Source organism: Paenibacillus helianthi, from assembly GCF_001909055.1.
Taxonomy (GTDB): domain Bacteria; phylum Bacillota; class Bacilli; order Paenibacillales; family Paenibacillaceae; genus Paenibacillus_AQ; species Paenibacillus_AQ helianthi.
The window spans coordinates 612767-629781 of sequence record NZ_LVWI01000001.1 but is presented as its reverse complement, the minus strand read 5'-3'; the positions used below and the strand labels follow the sequence as shown (position 1 = coordinate 629781).

13 protein-coding genes, 1 pseudogene and 1 other annotated feature are annotated in these 17015 nt (G+C 48.6%); of the genes and pseudogenes, 10 read left to right on the top strand and 4 right to left on the bottom strand.

Translation table 11 applies throughout. The features are described 5' to 3' along the window. Positions 1 to 27: 27 nt before the first annotated feature. Positions 28 to 552 (bottom strand): type 1 glutamine amidotransferase domain-containing protein, encoded by a 525-nt coding sequence (locus A3844_RS02765; protein ID WP_074106523.1) that lies wholly within the window; start codon positions 550 to 552, stop codon positions 28 to 30. A 252-nt stretch (positions 553 to 804) separates the two neighbouring features. On the opposite strand from A3844_RS02765, the gene A3844_RS02760 reads away from it, so the two are divergent. From A3844_RS02760 to A3844_RS02750, 3 genes are all read left to right on the top strand, one after another. Beyond that, complete coding sequence (locus tag A3844_RS02760) at positions 805 to 1239, top strand: hypothetical protein (RefSeq protein WP_074101683.1); 435 nt, start codon at positions 805 to 807, stop codon at positions 1237 to 1239. 319 nt (positions 1240 to 1558) lie between these two features. After that, positions 1559 to 2569, top strand: coding sequence for a catabolite control protein A (gene ccpA / locus A3844_RS02755; protein WP_074088561.1), 1011 nt, complete (start codon positions 1559 to 1561; stop codon positions 2567 to 2569). 93 nt (positions 2570 to 2662) lie between these two features. Further along, on the top strand, positions 2663 to 3358 hold the full coding sequence (locus A3844_RS02750; protein ID WP_074088562.1) for a 5'-methylthioadenosine/adenosylhomocysteine nucleosidase: 696 nt from the start codon (positions 2663 to 2665) through the stop codon (positions 3356 to 3358). Between the two features lie 30 nt (positions 3359 to 3388). Here the strand turns inward: A3844_RS02750 and A3844_RS02745 are convergent, their stop codons facing one another. Beyond that, on the bottom strand, positions 3389 to 4021 hold the full coding sequence (locus A3844_RS02745) for a GNAT family N-acetyltransferase (protein WP_074106522.1): 633 nt from the start codon (positions 4019 to 4021) through the stop codon (positions 3389 to 3391). A gap of 160 nt (positions 4022 to 4181) precedes the next feature. Here A3844_RS02745 and acsA point away from each other — a divergent pair, with 160 nt between their 5' ends. Further along, complete coding sequence (gene acsA, locus A3844_RS02740; RefSeq protein WP_074088564.1) at positions 4182 to 5906, top strand: acetate--CoA ligase; 1725 nt, start codon at positions 4182 to 4184, stop codon at positions 5904 to 5906. A gap of 98 nt (positions 5907 to 6004) precedes the next feature. On the opposite strand, the gene A3844_RS02735 is transcribed toward acsA, so the two are convergent. Then, positions 6005 to 8974, bottom strand: coding sequence for a transglycosylase domain-containing protein (locus A3844_RS02735; RefSeq protein ID WP_074106521.1), 2970 nt, complete (start codon positions 8972 to 8974; stop codon positions 6005 to 6007). Positions 8975 to 9112: 138 nt separating this feature from the next. Beyond that, positions 9113 to 9369, top strand: a binding site (T-box leader). Between the two features lie 80 nt (positions 9370 to 9449). Between A3844_RS02735 and tyrS the strand changes: the two are divergent. Continuing rightward, positions 9450 to 10701, top strand: a pseudogene (tyrS, locus tag A3844_RS02730) (tyrosine--tRNA ligase). A gap of 115 nt (positions 10702 to 10816) precedes the next feature. On the opposite strand, the gene rpsD reads toward tyrS, so the two are convergent. Further along, positions 10817 to 11416, bottom strand: coding sequence for a 30S ribosomal protein S4 (rpsD, locus tag A3844_RS02725; protein ID WP_025704015.1), 600 nt, complete (start codon positions 11414 to 11416; stop codon positions 10817 to 10819). Positions 11417 to 11878: 462 nt separating this feature from the next. On the opposite strand from rpsD, the gene A3844_RS02720 reads away from it, so the two are divergent. The 5 genes from A3844_RS02720 to A3844_RS02700 all read left to right on the top strand — a co-directional run bounded on the left by A3844_RS02720 (position 11879) and on the right by A3844_RS02700 (position 16931). Next, positions 11879 to 13885 (top strand): sensor domain-containing diguanylate cyclase, encoded by a 2007-nt coding sequence (locus tag A3844_RS02720; RefSeq protein WP_074106520.1) that lies wholly within the window; start codon positions 11879 to 11881, stop codon positions 13883 to 13885. Between the two features lie 102 nt (positions 13886 to 13987). Continuing rightward, positions 13988 to 14851 carry a hypothetical protein gene (locus tag A3844_RS02715; protein ID WP_074106519.1) on the top strand — a complete coding sequence of 288 codons (864 nt, stop codon included), beginning with the start codon at positions 13988 to 13990 and terminating at the stop codon, positions 14849 to 14851. A gap of 95 nt (positions 14852 to 14946) precedes the next feature. Beyond that, the gene (locus tag A3844_RS02710) at positions 14947 to 16062 is read left to right on the top strand and encodes an aminopeptidase (RefSeq protein WP_074088569.1); all 1116 of its coding nucleotides are present in this window, start codon (positions 14947 to 14949) and stop codon (positions 16060 to 16062) included. A 136-nt stretch (positions 16063 to 16198) separates the two neighbouring features. Further along, positions 16199 to 16444 carry an HPr family phosphocarrier protein gene (locus A3844_RS02705; protein ID WP_074088570.1) on the top strand — a complete coding sequence of 82 codons (246 nt, stop codon included), beginning with the start codon at positions 16199 to 16201 and terminating at the stop codon, positions 16442 to 16444. Positions 16445 to 16625: 181 nt separating this feature from the next. Beyond that, the gene (locus tag A3844_RS02700) at positions 16626 to 16931 is read left to right on the top strand and encodes an Fpa/YlaN family protein (protein ID WP_074088571.1); all 306 of its coding nucleotides are present in this window, start codon (positions 16626 to 16628) and stop codon (positions 16929 to 16931) included. Positions 16932 to 17015 lie beyond the last annotated feature (84 nt).

Genomic DNA, 17015 nt, shown 5'->3' with positions numbered 1-17015 from the left:
TAGCTGAAGGTGCAGGGCTTATTGATTTTATTCTCCCGCCAGCGCATCGCAAAAGGCTTTGCCGTAAGGCGGAAGATCCGGTGGGCGGCGGGCCGAGATGATATGCCCGTCAGTGACGACAGCCTCATCTTTCCAGATCGCCCCGGCATTTTCCATATCATCACGGATGCCGGGAGTAGATGTAACTGTCACACCGTCCAGTATTTTCGCAGAGATCAGCACCCAGCCGGCATGGCAGATTTGGCCGATTGGCTTCTTGGCGGCGTTGAAATCCTGCACCAGCTTCAGCACTGCGCTATATCGGCGGATTTTATCGGGAGCCCAGCCGCCCGGCACCAGAATGCCGTCATAATCGGCGGCGTGCAGTTCATCCCAGGAATATTCGGCTTTGGCGGGTACGCCATATTTTCCAACGTAAGTTTTGTCTTTTTCCAGTCCGGCCAGATGCACTTCGGCACCTTCCTCCCTGACACGGTACACCGGGTACCACAGCTCTAAATCTTCGAACTCATCGTCAACGAGTGCTATGACCTTTTTTCCGGTTAGTCTCATGCTTTGCAGCTCCCTTCATCAATCTTGACTTCAGTTCATTCTAGCAAATTTGAAATATGAAGTCATCCCGGGCCTAGGAATACTTTGCTTAATTGCCAAATAAATCATTTTTTGCAAATCGGAAGGGTTTAAGGGGAAGCAGGTCGAATATAGCAATTGAACAGGAGAGTTTTCGTTTTTTTTCTTAAAGATAGCCGTTCAGGGAATCTTATTACTAAGTCTGAGGTGTGGGAGATGCATAAGGAACAATTAATGAAGAAACCGTGTGACTGCGGCGGTATCATGACCATACATATGCATACGCTGATCTATAGTGCAAAGATAAAAATAACACATGTTCCAGTCTACACCTGTACAGAATGCGGCCGTTACGAGCCTCTGCCATTTATCAAAAGCGATCTGGGCAAGCTGATCCACGAACTCGGGGAATCACCGCCTAAGCGGCATATTTCGTTTGCGGACAAGAATGAATGGGCAAGTGTACTTAAAGAAACTTTTGCTGCTGGATTGTTCGCGGGTGGTATGTCCGAGGTAGAGGACGCGATCCGGAGCGGCATACAGGGACGCATAGACTTACTGCTGGATGTCTACCGGGTGGCAGCGGATCTTCTTGATCGTAAGTGGATGGACGAAACTGGAAAAAGAATATCTCAATTGACAGTTCAATCGGCAGAAAGAGCAAAATAAATGCAGAATAAAGCGGATTCTGAAATTTTTTCTGCAAAATCAATGAAAATCTTTCACGAATGTTGGATTTTTCACGCGCTTTTTGATACGATAGAATCATATCAGACAAACCTATGAATGCGACAAGTTCATTAGAAGCAATCATTCGGAGAAAATGATGCAACAGCAGGCCTTTATTCCGTATAGCGATAGCGTTCTCGGCCTTTTGAAAGAAATTTTGAAAGGAAAATGAAGCGTTATCATTGCACAATTGTACAAAGTGTCGTATCATAATTTTAATTAGTCGAACGATAAAATTTATCGCAATGGAGAGAGTAATTTGACGGTAACCATTTACGATGTAGCTCGAGAAGCAGGCGTATCTATGGCTACGGTATCACGGGTTGTGAACAATAACCCGAACGTGAAACCGCAGACCCGGAAGAAAGTTTTTGAAGCGATTGAGCGTTTGGGCTATCGTCCAAATGCCGTGGCGAGAGGTCTCGCCAGCAAGAAAACGACAACCGTTGGGGTTGTTATCCCCGATATCTCGAACTCGATTTTTGCAGAAATTGCGCGTGGGATCGAAGATATTGCCAACATGTATCATTACAACATTATTTTGTGTAACGCGGATAAACGCAAAGAGAAGGAAATTCGTGTTATCAATACGCTTTTGGAGAAGCAAGTGGACGGTCTGCTCTTCATGGGCGGGACGGTAACTGAAGAGCACATTCAAGCGTTCCAAACGTCTGCTGTGCCAATCGTGCTTTGCGCTACACGTGATGAGAAGGGAACCTATCCTTCAGTTGACATCGACCATGAGACGGCGGCATTTGATGCTGTGAACACACTGATCCGTCATGGTCACCGCGAAATTGCGATGATCAGCGGTACACTGCAGGACCCTGCCAACGGCTATGCCCGTTTTCAAGGTTATAAGAAAGCACTGGAAGCGGCAGGCATTGAGTATCAGGAGGACCTGGTCCGCATCGGGAACTATCGTTACGAATCCGGTGTCGAAGCCATGAAGTATTTCCTGGGGCTTAAGAAGAAGCCGACGGCTATATTTGCTGCAACCGATGAGATGGCGATTGGAGCAATCCACAGTATTCAGGATGAAGGTCTTAAGGTTCCAGATGACTTTTCAATTATCAGTGTTGATAACATCCGCATGGCATCCATGGTTCGTCCATTGCTGACCACAGTAGCACAGCCAATGTACGATCTGGGTGCTGTAGCAATGAGACTGCTGACGAAGCTAATGAAGAAGGAAACTGTTGAGAACCCGAGGGTTATTTTGCCGCATGAGACGATTCTCCGTTTGTCTGTCAATCATGTGAACAAGTAAGCATTCGAATAGGTTTGAATATCAGTGCGTAGAAAGCTCCTTTTGGGGCTTTTTATGTTTTATATCGTTGATTTTGACCGTAGGAGGATACATATGAACGAAGTCATTGGATTAATTGGAGCGATGGACGAGGAGATTAAACTGCTGCTCGACAGCATGGATGACAAAGTGAGCACTCTTAAGGCGGGTATTGTTTATTATACTGGTACAATCTCCGGCAAACAGATCGTTCTCTGTAAATCGGGGGTCGGCAAAGTGAATGCTGCGGTAACGACACAAATTCTGATCGATACCTTTGGCGTGGCACGTGTGTTGTTCACAGGTGTTGCGGGAGCGGTACATCCGGATCTGGGCATTGGGGATATTGTGATCTCAACGGACTGCATTCAGCATGATATGGACGTTACCGCTCTTGGCTACCCGCGGGGGGTGATCCCCTATCAGGCGGTATCCTCTTTCCCCGCAGACCCTGCTCTTGTTCAGTTGGCAGAAGAGGCCTGTATGAGTCTGAAGCAAAAGTGGATTACGGGAATAGTGTTGTCAGGGGATCAATTTATTGCCAGCGCAGCCGTTGTGGCTGGGCTCCGTGAGCATTTCAACGGGGCATGCGCGGAAATGGAAGGGGCCGCCGTTGCACAGGTTTGCTTCATGAACGATATTCCTTTTGTGATTATCCGCTCCATGTCTGATAAAGCAGATGGTTCGGCACATGCGAATTATCACGAGTTTACGGTAACCGCCGCCGAATGCTCCCATGCTATCCTTGAATATATGCTGAAGGCGATGTAAAACATTCCTTCCGGAGATGGATCTGCCGCGTTAGTACATGAAACGCTGCCTGAACCGCACCCGGTCAAAGGTTTCCTGCGAAGACATCGGCACTTCACGGCCGATGCGGACCATGAGGCAATTGGCAGGGTGGGAGCAGATCTCCGGATCATCTGTGGCATACCACACCATGTCCACGGTTTGCATAAGCTTCTCCATCATCTGGCGGTAAGCCCATACATCAAGTCCGCTGCCTTTAAGATCCCAATGCCAGTAATATTCGGTTGTAAATACGATGCAATTCTCCAGCTGTTCCTGCTCAAAAGCGCTGGTAATCAGCAGCTTTGCAAGCCCCATCCCCCGATATCCATCCGCTACTTCAATAGCACCCAGCTCTATAAGATCTACCATACCGCCCTGGGACCACAGCTCCAGTTCATCAGGATAGTGAAAAGTAACATATCCTGCGATCATGTTGCCTGCAACAGCAGCTATTACACGGCCCTCAGGCAATCCAGCTATCTCTATAAGCGCTTCCAACTGTTCCTGCGGTTTACGGAAGGCATCCAGATCAGGATGCATCTGCAGGCCTTTCAGCGTGTCTGGAGATAGAGGTCCACTAACGGTAAGTATACTATCTTGCTGATGAAGGATATGGGATACAGGAATTTTGCGGTGCTCCATGGCCAGGCTCCCTTCAGTCACTATAATCTAGAATGTAACCGCTTCCTGTGATATACTAGGTCCGACATAAAATATTCACAATTGATCCATTGACAGCATTGCTTAAGAGAAGAGTCTCGCCCTTAAAGCTTAAATCAAACGAGTGAGGGAGGCAAGAGTAATGGGGCAAGTCCACAGCGAAATTTTACCGGGCCGCGTGAAGCAAGCCAATATGGCGGATTATTCCCGGGCAGTAAGCGAATTCCGGTGGGAGGATGTGGAGAAAAACTTCTCCTGGCATGAGAGCGGCAAGGTGAATATGGCTCATGAAGCGATTGACCGGCATGTGCTCGAAGGCCGCGGAGCAGCAACGGCTTTGATCTACAGTGATGCGGTAAGGGAAGAAATGTACACGTTCTCAGATCTGCGGGAAAGGTCCAACCGCTTCGGAAACGTGTTGCGTGCGCACGGTATTGGCCGGGGAGACAGAGTATTTATTTTTATGCCCCGCAAGCCGGAGCTGTATTTCAGTCTGTTGGGTATTCTCAAGGTAGGTGCGGTAGCGGGACCGTTGTTTGAGGCGTTTATGGAAACGGCTGTTAAGGACCGCCTGGAGGATAGCGGCGCCGTAGCTCTCGTAACCACACCGGAGCTGCTGCATCGGGTCAAACGTGAAGAGCTGCCTGCGCTGAAGCATATTTTTGTGGTAGGAGGCACTGCAGATATTGAACATGGGCTAGTAAGCTATGAAGAAGAAACCGCTGCAGCGTCAGTGGAGCTTGATCCCGAATGGCTTAGTCTGGAGGATGGGCTGATTATGCATTATACTTCCGGCTCAACCGGCAAGCCCAAAGGTGTATACCATGTGCAAAGAGCAATGATTCAGCATTATTATACAGGGAAGATTGTACTTGACTTGCGTCCTGACGATATCTATTGGTGCACAGCCGATCCAGGATGGGTCACGGGAACCTCTTATGGGATTTTTGCCCCTTGGCTGAACGGTGTGACCAATGTTGTACGTGGTGGCCGCTTCAGTCCGCAGGATTGGTATAAGACCATTGAACGGTTTGCGGTTACTGTATGGTACAGTGCACCTACCGCATTCCGCATGCTCATGGGGGCAGGAGAGGCAAGCCTGCAGGGGATGGATCTTAGCAGTCTGCGTCATGTCCTGTCAGTAGGGGAACCGCTGAATCCCGAAGTGGTGCGCTGGGGAGATAAATTCTATCGGCAGCGCATTCATGATACGTGGTGGATGACGGAAACCGGAGCACAGCTGATCTGTAATTACCCTGGAATGGATATCAAGCCCGGCTCCATGGGGCGGCCACTGCCCGGTATCGAAGCTGCTATACTGGATGACCGGGGTAATCTGTTACCGCCTTATTCCATGGGCAACCTGGCCATTCGGACCCCTTGGCCCTCTATGATGGGTAAGATCTGGAATAACCAAGCGAAATACGAGGAGTACTTCCGCATTCCCGGCTGGTACATCTCCGGAGATTCTGCTTACATGGACGAGGACGGCTATTTCTGGTTCCAGGGCCGTATCGATGATGTCATCAATTCCTCTGGTGAGCGGATCGGACCTTTCGAGGTGGAGAGCAAGCTGGTAGAGCATCCTGCGGTAGCTGAAGCCGGGGTTATCGGTAAACCGGATGTTATGCGGGGAGAGATTATTAAGGCGTTCATTTCTTTACGGGATGGTTATTTCCCCACGGCCGAGCTGAAGGAGGAAATTGCGGCTTTTGTCAAAACGGGATTATCCGCTCATGCAGCGCCGCGTGAAATCGAATTCAGGGAAAAGCTGCCCAAGACCCGATCCGGTAAAATTATGCGCCGCGTTCTGAAAGCCTGGGAGCTGCATCTCCCCGCAGGTGATCTGTCCACCATTGAGGATTAAAGAACGATATAGGTATACCAAAAAACACCACTGCCGGCCATGAACCGGTAGCGGTGTTTTTTGGGTTTCGAGAGTCTGACAGTTTCTGCAGACCAATATTAAGGTGTTGTAGCTCCGGCATTCCCGCCAGCAGCGTTTCCTCCGCCAGCAGCAGCATTGCCTCTACCTGTGGCATTGACTTCTTCACCAGCGGCATTAGTGCCCGATCCGGTAGGAACGTCAGAGCCACCCGATGGCGGGATAATAATCATCCCGGGATCCTCTGTAGCTGACGGCCCGGCTCCCGGGTCGGGTGTCGCTTCTGTATCCGGAATATCTGCCGGTGGTGGAGTCGATTCCGGGGTAGGTGTAACTCCTCCTGCTACACTGCCGGATGCCGACTCATGACCGGCAACATCTACGGCAGCCACATAGAATGAGGCATTTACGTTAGCCGGAGTACCTGGTGTAAAAGTAGTCCCTTCACCAACAGACAGAACAGCCTGCTTCTTGAACGAACCACCGTTCAGCGAACGGTACAAGCGGTAGCCGACTACATCCGGTGAACCGCTCGGATTAAAGGTAATGACAGCCTTGCCCGTACTGTAGGATACATTGACTCCGCTTGGAGCTGTTGGTGCACTGCCATCATCCACACGGGGATCAACCTCGGTAGGGAAGTCGGATTTGGCATCTTCAGGCATATAATATTCCAGCGGTTCATGCTCCTTCATTGATGGGAAAGCGGCAAGCAGTTCCTTTACCAGATCCTGAATTGGTTTTTCACGCTTGACGACAATTTTTTGTTTGAGGAAGTCCTCAGGTGTGCCATCCAGAGGGATATAGTTCACTCCATTATAGCTAATATACTTGGCTTTGGAGATTCCGTCATCACTTGCGGTCGGCACAAATTTTGCATTGAATACATCTGTAGTGAACCTGTCGGTCAAGTCAGTAGGAAGCTTACCGCTGTATGCAGACACTGTCTTTTTGACGATTCCTTCAGGTTTTGGGAATTCCTTCGTGACAAAAAGCTCAGGCTGCTTATCAATAACGGCATTCATCACTTTCGTCCATAGGGTCTGTGCCTGCCGTTTCTGGGTATCGCCCTGTAGAGTATGAATTTGCTCCTTGTAGCCCACCCACATGCCAAGGGTCACATCCGGTGTATAACCCATAAACCACACATCCCCATAATTTTGGGTAGAACCGGTTTTGCCGACAATCGGCACATCTTTAAAGTGCTTATAGTTTTTCTTAACCGTACTTGCTGTTCCTTCGGTAATAACCGTGCGCAGCATATCCGTCATCAGATAAGCGGTTTGCTTGGAGTAGACCTGCTCGGGATTTACTTTATGCTGGTAAATAATTTTACCTTGGGAATCTACAATCTTCTCGATCATATAGGCGTCATTGAATGCCCCCTGATTCCCAATAGAGGAGTAGGCATTTGTTAATTCCTCAACTGTAACCCCATAGCGTAACCCGCCGATAACCCCGGTCTGGGCGTTGTAATCATTATCCTGTATGGTGGTAATGCCCAGTTTCTTGGCAAAAGCCCATGCCTTCTCAATTCCAACCTTTTCATTGAACAGCTTCAGGGCTGGCAAGTTCAAGGATTTGTTAAGCGCATAACGGGCTGTGACCAGACCCTGATACCGGTTGTTGGCATTTTTCGGTATGTGGAATCCTTTACCTCCGTCTTTGAGAATAATCGGCGCATCATCCAGAATGCCAGCAGGCTGAATGAATCCAGCGTCCAGCGCAGGGAGGTAGGCAGCTATCGGTTTCATGGTCGAACCCGGCTGGCGAACCATTTGCGTAGCATAGTTCATTTGCTCAATGTTGAAGTCTCTGCCTTCAATCATGCCCAGGATAGCCCCGGTTTTGTTGTTGATCATCATGCCTGCCGTCTGTTCCTTGCCTCTCGCCTTGCTGTCCTTTGTGAAGTTTCCGCTGTCCTCGGAGATGCCGTGCATAGCGCTGTATACCTTTTTATCAATCGTTGTATATACGCGGTAGCCTCCGGTCATAAGCTGCTGGCGCGCTTCCTCCAGCTGCACACTGTTATCTTCAGTAGAAGGGGAATTCGGATCGACCACACCGTTATTGCCTTCATTGATGGACAGTAGGACCTCGGCCGCTTTGCGTTCCGTCTCTAGCATCAAATAAGGATATGTAGCGTAAGCCTTCTTCGTATGCGGCGCTAAAGAACTCTTGATATCAAACTGGAGTGCTTCGTTATACTGGGAGGCAGTGATTTTGTTCTCCTCCAGCATCCGGCGAAGTACAAGCTTTTGGCGCTCCATGGCACGTTTAAATGCGGTTTCATTAAATGCACCAACTCCATTAAACGCAGAATACTTGGAGGGGAGCTGGGGGAGTCCGGCTAAATAAGCAGCTTGGGCAATATTCAGCTTTTCCAGGTCATCTAATCCGAAAATCCCTTTAGCTGCAGCTTTGATACCGTACACATTGTAGCCGTTGGATCCGTTTCCGAAAGGAACCTTATTCAAATAGGCCGTCAAAATTTCCTGCTTGGATAAATAGCGTTCCAACCTTAGAGACAGCAGGATCTCCTTGATCTTGCGGTCCTCTGTCCGGTCCAGATTAAGGAACACGCGCCGCGCCAATTGCTGGGTCAGGGTGCTCCCGCCGGTCTGGACGGATTCGTTCAGCAACTTTTGCTTAACGGCACGCAGGGTGCCGCTGAAATCGACCCCTTTATGATTGTAGAAATTATTGTCCTCTATAGCGAGAACGGCATCAATCACGAGCTGCGGAATATTGTTGAATTCTACAAGTCTTCGGTCCTCTTCAGTCCGGAGCTGGCCAATCGGTTGGCCATCGCGGAAATACGCAAAGCCGGTAATGGAATTCTGGCTGACTTGCTGTTGGATCAATTCTTCGGAGCGGACAGGATCGTCCTTCACTATGGAAGTGACATAGCCTGCCACAGCACCACCGGCAAACAGTATGCCGAGTATGCCGAGTATAAACATCCACTTCACGACGGAACCGAACCTGCGGAGCCAGGATCTACGGGGTGGACGCTGCTTTACGTTCTTCTTTTTGTTCTCCTCAACCATCGACGTTAATCCTCCTTTTAACGGAACTATTATAGCACAATTTGGCGATTTTGAATGCGCCCCTGCGTTAGGCGGCTTTTCAGCCTGTAGTTGACTTTTGAAAAGCGGCTGCGATACAAATAGATTCAATTAGATATCATAAAGGCGTGGAAGGACATCAGTAGAAGGCAAGCCATGTGTTTCAGAGAGCCGGTGGGTGGTGCGAACCGGCAGCAGGCCCCTTTGAATTACAGTCTGGAGCTGACCGGAGGAAAGACAATCTGAATTCTGGCTTGTCCAGTAGTCCGGTACCGGGTATGATCCCGTTATCTTAATGAAGTGGAGGATTACGGCTGCGTCCAGCGCGGCGGATCTTTAATTAGGGTGGTACCGCGAGTCTTTTGCTCGTCCCTTGTGGGATGAGTGAAAGGCTCTTTTTGCGTTATTTGAACATGGAACGAAGGATGCACTAACAGATTTTTTAGGAGGCGTAATTATGAAATGGGGAGAGTTGACCCGTGCGCAGCAGCAGGAAGTCGAGCGGCAGCTGGAAGTGGTCTCACGCGGAGTGGTAGAAATTGTGCCGGAAGAGGAGTTGAGAGGCAAGCTGATGAAGTCTGTAGTGACGGGGGTTCCGCTTAACGTTAAGCTGGGACTGGACCCTTCGGCTCCGGACATCCATATCGGGCATACGGTTGTGCTCCACAAGCTGCGTCAGTTTCAGGAGTTTGGGCATGTAGTCCAGCTGATTATCGGGGATTTCACTGGACGGATTGGTGACCCTACAGGTAAATCCGAGACACGCAAGCAGCTTAGTGAAGAAGATGTGCAACGCAACGCGGCGACGTACAAGCGGCAAATTTTCAAGATTCTTAATCCTGAGCAGACACAGTTACTATGCAACTCGGATTGGCTGAGTCTGATGACTTTTGCAGAAGTAGTAAATTTGTCGTCAAAAGTAACCGTGGCCCGGATGATGGAGCGTGACGATTTCACGAAACGCTTCCAGAGCGCCAGGCCATCAGTATTCATGAATTTTTCTACCCGCTGATGCAGGGAATGGATTCGGTTGAGAACAAGACTGATATCGAGCTGGGCGGTACGGATCAGAAGTTCAATATATTGATGGGGCGTACTCTGCAGAAGGAATACGGTGCAGAGCCGCAGGTTGTCATACTGATGCCTTTGCTCGAAGGGCTCGACGGAGTTAAGAAAATGAGTAAGAGTCTCGGCAACTACATTGGTATCGATGAAGATCCGAATGAAATGTACGGGAAGACCATGTCTGTTCCGGATGAGCTGATGCTGAGATACTATGAAATGGTTACGGCCTCAGCAGTGAGGAGCTGGCTGCACTGAAGGAAGCTCTGTCGTCAGGGAAGGTACATCCAAGGGATGTCAAAATGAAGCAGGCCTATACCTTTGTACGCCTATACCACGGTTCAGCAGCAGCGGAGTCTGCGCAGCAGCATTTCATCACTGTCTTTCAGCAGCGGCTGCTGCCCGAGAATATCGAGATCTATAATCTTGCAGCTGCTGAGCTTGAGAATGGCAAGATTCAGCTGGCCGAGCTACTGACCCGAATTGGTTTTGCAGGCTCAAAAGGTGAAGCCAAACGAAGCATTAAGCAAGGCTCAGTAAAATTAAACGAAGTGAAACAGGAAGAAATGAATGGTGAATTCATGCCGGTAAACGGAGATATTATCCAGGTGGGCAAGCGGAGGTTCATTAAGTTGCACTTGGTCTAGCCATGCTGAATAACCAGCGAAGGAATTTCTCCCCGCTGTACTCTTGTTCAATGGAAATGAAAAAAGCCCCCAGATTGCTCTGGAGGCTTTACTCGTTTTCGCAATAAGCGAAATCTTAACGGTTGTAGAATTCGACGATTTGCTTTTCATCGATATCTTGGGACAGCTCGGCACGTTCTGGCAAACGAATGTATTTGCCTTCGAAAGAGCCATCAGCATATTCCAGATAGCCTGGAAGGTGGGAACGGTTTTCCAGAGCTTCTTTGATGGAAGCCATAGCGCGGCTTCTTTCACGAAGTCCGATAACGTCGCCCACGCTTACACGGTAAGAAGCGATGTCGACTTTTTTGCCGTTAACGGTAACATGTCCGTGGGATACCAGCTGACGCGCACCAGCGCGGGAGTTAGCAAAACCAAGACGGTATACCAGGTTGTCCAAGCGGCTTTCGAGCAGGAACATGAAGTTTTCGCCCGCAATACCCTGGAGCTTTTGTGCTTTAGTGAAGAGAGTCTTAAACTGCTTTTCACCCAAACCGTACATGTGACGCAGTTTTTGTTTTTCCAAAAGCTGCATTCCGTAGTTACTTACTTTTCTGCGTTGGTTAGCGCCGTGCTGTCCTGGTGGGAAAGGGCGTTTCAGGTCTTTGCCTGTACCGCTAAGGGAAATGCCCAGACGGCGGCTGAGTTTGAATTTAGGTCCGGTGTAACGTGCCATGTTATAGTAGACTCCTTTATAATTGAAATTTCATGTTAGGGCCTATTTGCGCCGCAAATCGTATCCGTGAAAGCGTTAGATGGTTTCACACTGCCGGGGAAGTTCAGCCGCTGCCCTGGCAGTAACGAGATGCGTGAGGGTGACACAACGTTACGCCCAATTAAGACTTGTTACAGTCTTGTTCAACAATAAATATTATATGAAAATGACAGGTAAAGTCAAGAGCAACTTAAAAGAGTTTTTGTCTATCTTTGTCGTTAGTTCTTTGGTCCTAAAAAAAATCCCGGTTTTGAGGAAAATATAATGCAATACCTAAAGAAAGGGAGTAAAATATAACTAATTAGATGTTATCGGAAAGCTATTTTAAAATTATCCTTCTCTTTCTTGTTGAAACGTTACAGGCCTATTTGAGGGCGGCAAAGTCGTTTCTGCTTGTTTTGAGATGCAAAGGGGATCCTCTTTATGTCAGAGCGGGAAGCATACGAATGCAAGGATAATCGTGTGCTGTTACAGGACACCATGCAATCAAGCGGAGAGAATCAAGATCCCGCCGCATGGCTCAGGGAAATGGATATTGTATCCTATGACTTCCCTTATGCTGCCAGTTTGATTGTGGAAAGCTTCAGGGAATGGCGAAGTCTGGCTGGACCGGCATTCGCGAAGTCCTGGAACTGGGGTGTGCTTAATTTTGAAGGGAAATATATTGATAATACAAATTTTATAGGCCATTCGGAGCAAAGCTGGAAGGTTCAATGGGAGGCTGCGGCAGCTTTTGCCCTCGAATCAAAAGAGCTATATACGGCACATCAAGAGGCTGATGGACATCAAATGTCCTTTTTAGTTCTGCCGATATTCTCGCGTGGTAAACGGGAAATATTTGCTCTGCTCGGCTGCGCCATGCCGCAAGATCAATATGAACAAGGCGGATTGCATACTGCGGAAGCCATGGCGGCACATTATGAGACATGCTTTTACCGCAGATTTGAGCATGTGTTCGTGTCTGACTTGGCTGGTGTGCATCTTCATGCGGAGCGTGAGAGCAACAGGCGTTCACTGCTCTTCCAAATTGTGCAGCGGATGCATGACAATATAGATGTGAACGCTGTGCTTAATGAGGTTATTGACAGTATTTCGGCCATGTACCCGGGAGCCAGACTGGAACTCTTCATGTCACAGGACCACCGGAGCACTCATCCTCAGGTCAAACCGCTCCCGCTGTGCTGGGCCAATGATGATGTGTGCGCCAAGGCATTCAAGGATGGGCGAGTTGCCTTGTATGCCGGACGAGATGATTGCCATTCTGTTGAGATTGGCCTTCCGCTCGGCGGGAAGCAAGGGGTATATGGCGTATTTCATATGGTGATGGACAAGCCCTCTTTTCCGGAGGTCGATTTGCGCTTTCTAACCATGGTAGCTGATACTGCAGGGACTGCTTTTGAAAATGCCAAACTGTATGAACGTTCCAACCAGCTGATTCGAGAACTGCGCATGAGCAATGAACTCACTCAGCGTCTGAACCAAAGCCTGCGGCTCGGGGAGATCTTTCAATATGCCTTTGAAGAGCTGCTTGATATGTTTGATGCAGATTATTGCTGTATTTTGCATATGAATGAAGAAAAGGGCGGGCTGGAGGCGATCGCCTGCAACTATCATCCTCTGCTGGGCGAAATTATTGAGAAGAGTGCAGGTCTTGGAGGCAAGGTGTATGCCACGGGCGAGGCGCTTATTCTATCCGATTATCAGAATTCGGCGGGTACCTATTCGCGTCTGATGGATGCTACCGGGTCTAATTCTATCATCGCTACTCCACTTAGTGTCGGCGGAGAGGTTCGCGGCGCAATTATGCTTACCCACCGTGATCCGCATTTCTTCTCTTATGACAGCTACAGGCTGCTTCAGGCGATGGCTGGTCATATCGGACTTGCAGTAGGCAATGCACGTCTGCATGCCGAGGTTCGGCGTTTGGCAAACCGTGATACTCTGACCGGATTGTATGCGAGGCATTATCTGGACGAAGTAATTAAGGACAAGCAGGTTACAGATTTTTGCGGTTCCTTAATTGTTGTCGATATCGATCAGTTCAAGATGGTCAATGACACATACGGACACCAGCAGGGCGATAAAATTCTGAAGCAGGTAAGCGAAATCGTCAAGTCATCTATCCGTCAGGGAGATATTGCCGCGAGATGGGGCGGCGAGGAGCTTGCAGTCTATTTGCCCCAGCTTGGCGTTCAGCAGGCTGTATTTGTAGCGGAACGCATCCGCAATCGGGTAATGGGTGAGACCAAGCCGCGTGTTACCGTCTCCTGCGGGATTGCAGAGTGGAGCTGGACCGACGAGAAGGTCAGCGTGGAATCGCTTTTCTATCGGGCAGACATGGCGCTATATGAAGCGAAGAATAACGGCAGAAACTTGGTCGTAATTGATAATAAAAAAGCTGAAGTCGGTGCGAAGAATCCTTGGGTGTAAGCCTGAGGATTCTTTTTTGTGTTTGGCTTGGGCGTATAAGCCTCAGTGCGTAGGAGACTCTAAAGAAATATTAACACTCTTAACCTGAAGGGCTTGAATACTATGAGAAAAACAAATGTTAAGAAAAAGGTCCTGAGCACTCTTCTGCTGGGCTCCGCGATACTATGCACGAGCTGTGGACCCCTAAATAACAAACCTGCGGCTGAGAATCTGAATCTGGCGCTAGCCGGGATGGACGGGAGCGACGGGGTATCCTTCGAAGGGGCTTCTTCCCTGCTGCTTAACGGCAAGCCTGCTCCGGAAGCTTCGCTATACTATGGAGGATCTGTTGCAGAACATAACAAGGTAAGTCTTTACACTGTTTTGCCGGATAGGGGGACACCTCGCACGGCGGCCAGGGGAGAAAAGGTAACGCTGAAATCAAGCCCGGCAGGAACTCCAGCCTACTATTCCAAGCTCGAGAAGAATAATGGCGAATGGACCCTGCTGTCGGAGAAGGGTTCTGCCCAGGGAGATAATCCGCTGCCTGCGCTTAATCCGATCCGTCAGCTCGACGAACTGGAGAATCTGGAAAAAAAGGTTACCGAAGAAGCCGGTACAGCAAGAGGAACAAGGGTGTTGCGCATCGAGCTCAGTGAAGCGGAATCGAAGAGACAGCTAGCTGCAGAGCTCCAGCATCAGATGGATGCCATCCGCCCAGAAGGGTCCACGATAAACCTTAAGACAGCGGACAAGGGATTGGAGTCTTTGCAGCTGGTATGGGAGCAGAAGAACAATGAACTTCAGCAGAAGCTTAAGCAGGTATCCGTCAAGACGGTGTACTATCTTAAGGTGGATAAGAAACGCAACCTTCCAAAGAGCCTGACCAGTAGCCGAAAAGTAAGCCGTCCTGGAGTCCAAACCGTAAGTGGCAGTACCGTAGAAGAAATTTATCTAACACAGGTCAATTTTTATGGCTACCGCTGAATTTCGGTGTCCCCCATGCCTTGCGCTCCAGTACAGGCGTGCTACAATGAAACGGTATGTCTACTATTTAGCATGAGGAAGGAAGAGAGAAAAGAATGAAGGATCCAAGGATTCAAAAGCTTGCGGAAAACCTTGTAAGCTACTCTGTAAACGTGCAGCCGGGCGAAAACGTGCTAGTCGAAATGATCGGCAGCGAGAGAGATTTGATCAAAGCTGTGGTGGAGGAAGTGGGTAAAGCCGGAGGCCGTGCATTTGTGCAGCTTACCGACCGTACAGTCCTGCGAAGCATGCTTAAATATGCGACACGTGAAGGGCTTGAAGCCTGGGCGGAAATCGATCTGAACCGGATGAAACAAATGGATTGCTATATCGGAATACGTGCCGGGGAGAACGTTAATGACCTCTCGGACGTGCCTGAAGAAAATATGAAATTGTATAATTCCCTGTATTCTCATCCGGTACATAGCGAACAACGCGTCAAGCACACAAAATGGGTTGTTCTTCGGTATCCCAATGCTAGTATGGCCCAATTAGCCAATACCACCACGGAAGCCTTTGAGGACTTCTACTTTGAGGTCTGCAATCTGGATTATGCCAAAATGGATAAGGCTCAGGACGCGCTTGCTGACCTCATGCGAAGAACGGATAAGGTCCGCATTGCCGGACCAGGTACAGAGCTTACTTTCTCCATTCAGGGGATTGGTGCAGAGAAATGCTCCGGACAGAAAAACATTCCAGACGGTGAGGTTTATAGCGCTCCAGTCCGTGACTCCGTGAATGGAACAATCAGCTATAACGCTGCCACACTGTATAACGGAGTGACTTTCGAAAATGTCAAATTCAAATTCGAAAACGGGAAAATTGTTGAAGCTACAAGCAATGATACCGCGCGGTTGAACGAGATTCTGGATTCTGACGATGGTGCCCGCCATATTGGCGAATTTGCGATCGGCTTCAATCCATATATCCTGCACCCTATGAAAGACATTTTGTTTGATGAGAAAATCGCCGGCAGTCTGCATTTCACCCCGGGCCAAGCCTATGATGTAACGGATAACGGGAACCGGTCCTCGATTCACTGGGACCTGGTTCTCATCCAGCGTCCAGAATACGGTGGCGGCGAAATCTATTTTGACGATGTGCTAATCCGCAAGGATGGGATTTTTGTTCTTCCTGAACTGAAAGGTCTGAACCCCGAAAACCTGAAATAAAATGGGTTCATAAGCGAATTTAGCGGCTTACATTCTATTTTCAGGAAAATTCCTTGCACGAGTAAGCGGATTCAATGTATCATGGAATTGGTTACAAAAGACTTAAGTTTCATAATCAAGTTGCGGAGGGATTCCTATGTCCAGTAACAATGCGGCAATCGTGGATATTGCCCAAACGGCAAGCCAGTTCAACTCATCTATCGTTCTTCAAGCAGAGAACAAGTACATTGATGTTAAGAGTATTCTTGGTTTGTTTACAACTCTTGTATCCAGCCAAAGCTACGAGCTGCATGTTCATGGCGCAGATGCCGAAGAAGCAAAGAAGGCAATGAGCGAAGTGTTTGCCAAACATGGATTGAAATTTACAGTGGTAGCGGAATAATTCAATTATTCCCGTAGGACGTCCTGCCTGTGCAGGGCGTTTTTTCTATAAACATATAACTAAAATATGGTGCATTTCTGCTTGATTATAAACTGCATTCTTGTATTGGGTTCCGATTTCGACTAATATTAAACTAAATAGCAATTGCAGCTGTAACTTTTGGACATGGGGGGGATAATGCATGACTTCATCGGATTTACAGGAACAGCTTAATCTAAGAGCAGTCACTCTTCTACAAGAAGATGCAGATAAAATTCAGAAGCTCATTGAAGTGCAGATGGAGAATCTGGCGACACGCTACTGTCCTCTCTATGAGGAAGTGCTGGATACCCAGATGTACGGTTTCTCCAGAGAGGTGGATTTTGCAGTCAGAGCAGGCCTGGTGCCGGAAATTTCGGGTAAGCTGATACTGAGCGAGCTGGAGCGTAATCTGGCTGTACTGTACGATGCGCTGAATAAGAAAGCTGAAGAGCGCGAGATGCTGTAATCTTAAGCAGGATAATGTATGGTGTTCAACAAATAATCCTTATATTTATAAAAAAGCACATGAGGACCTATGTCCGCCATGTGC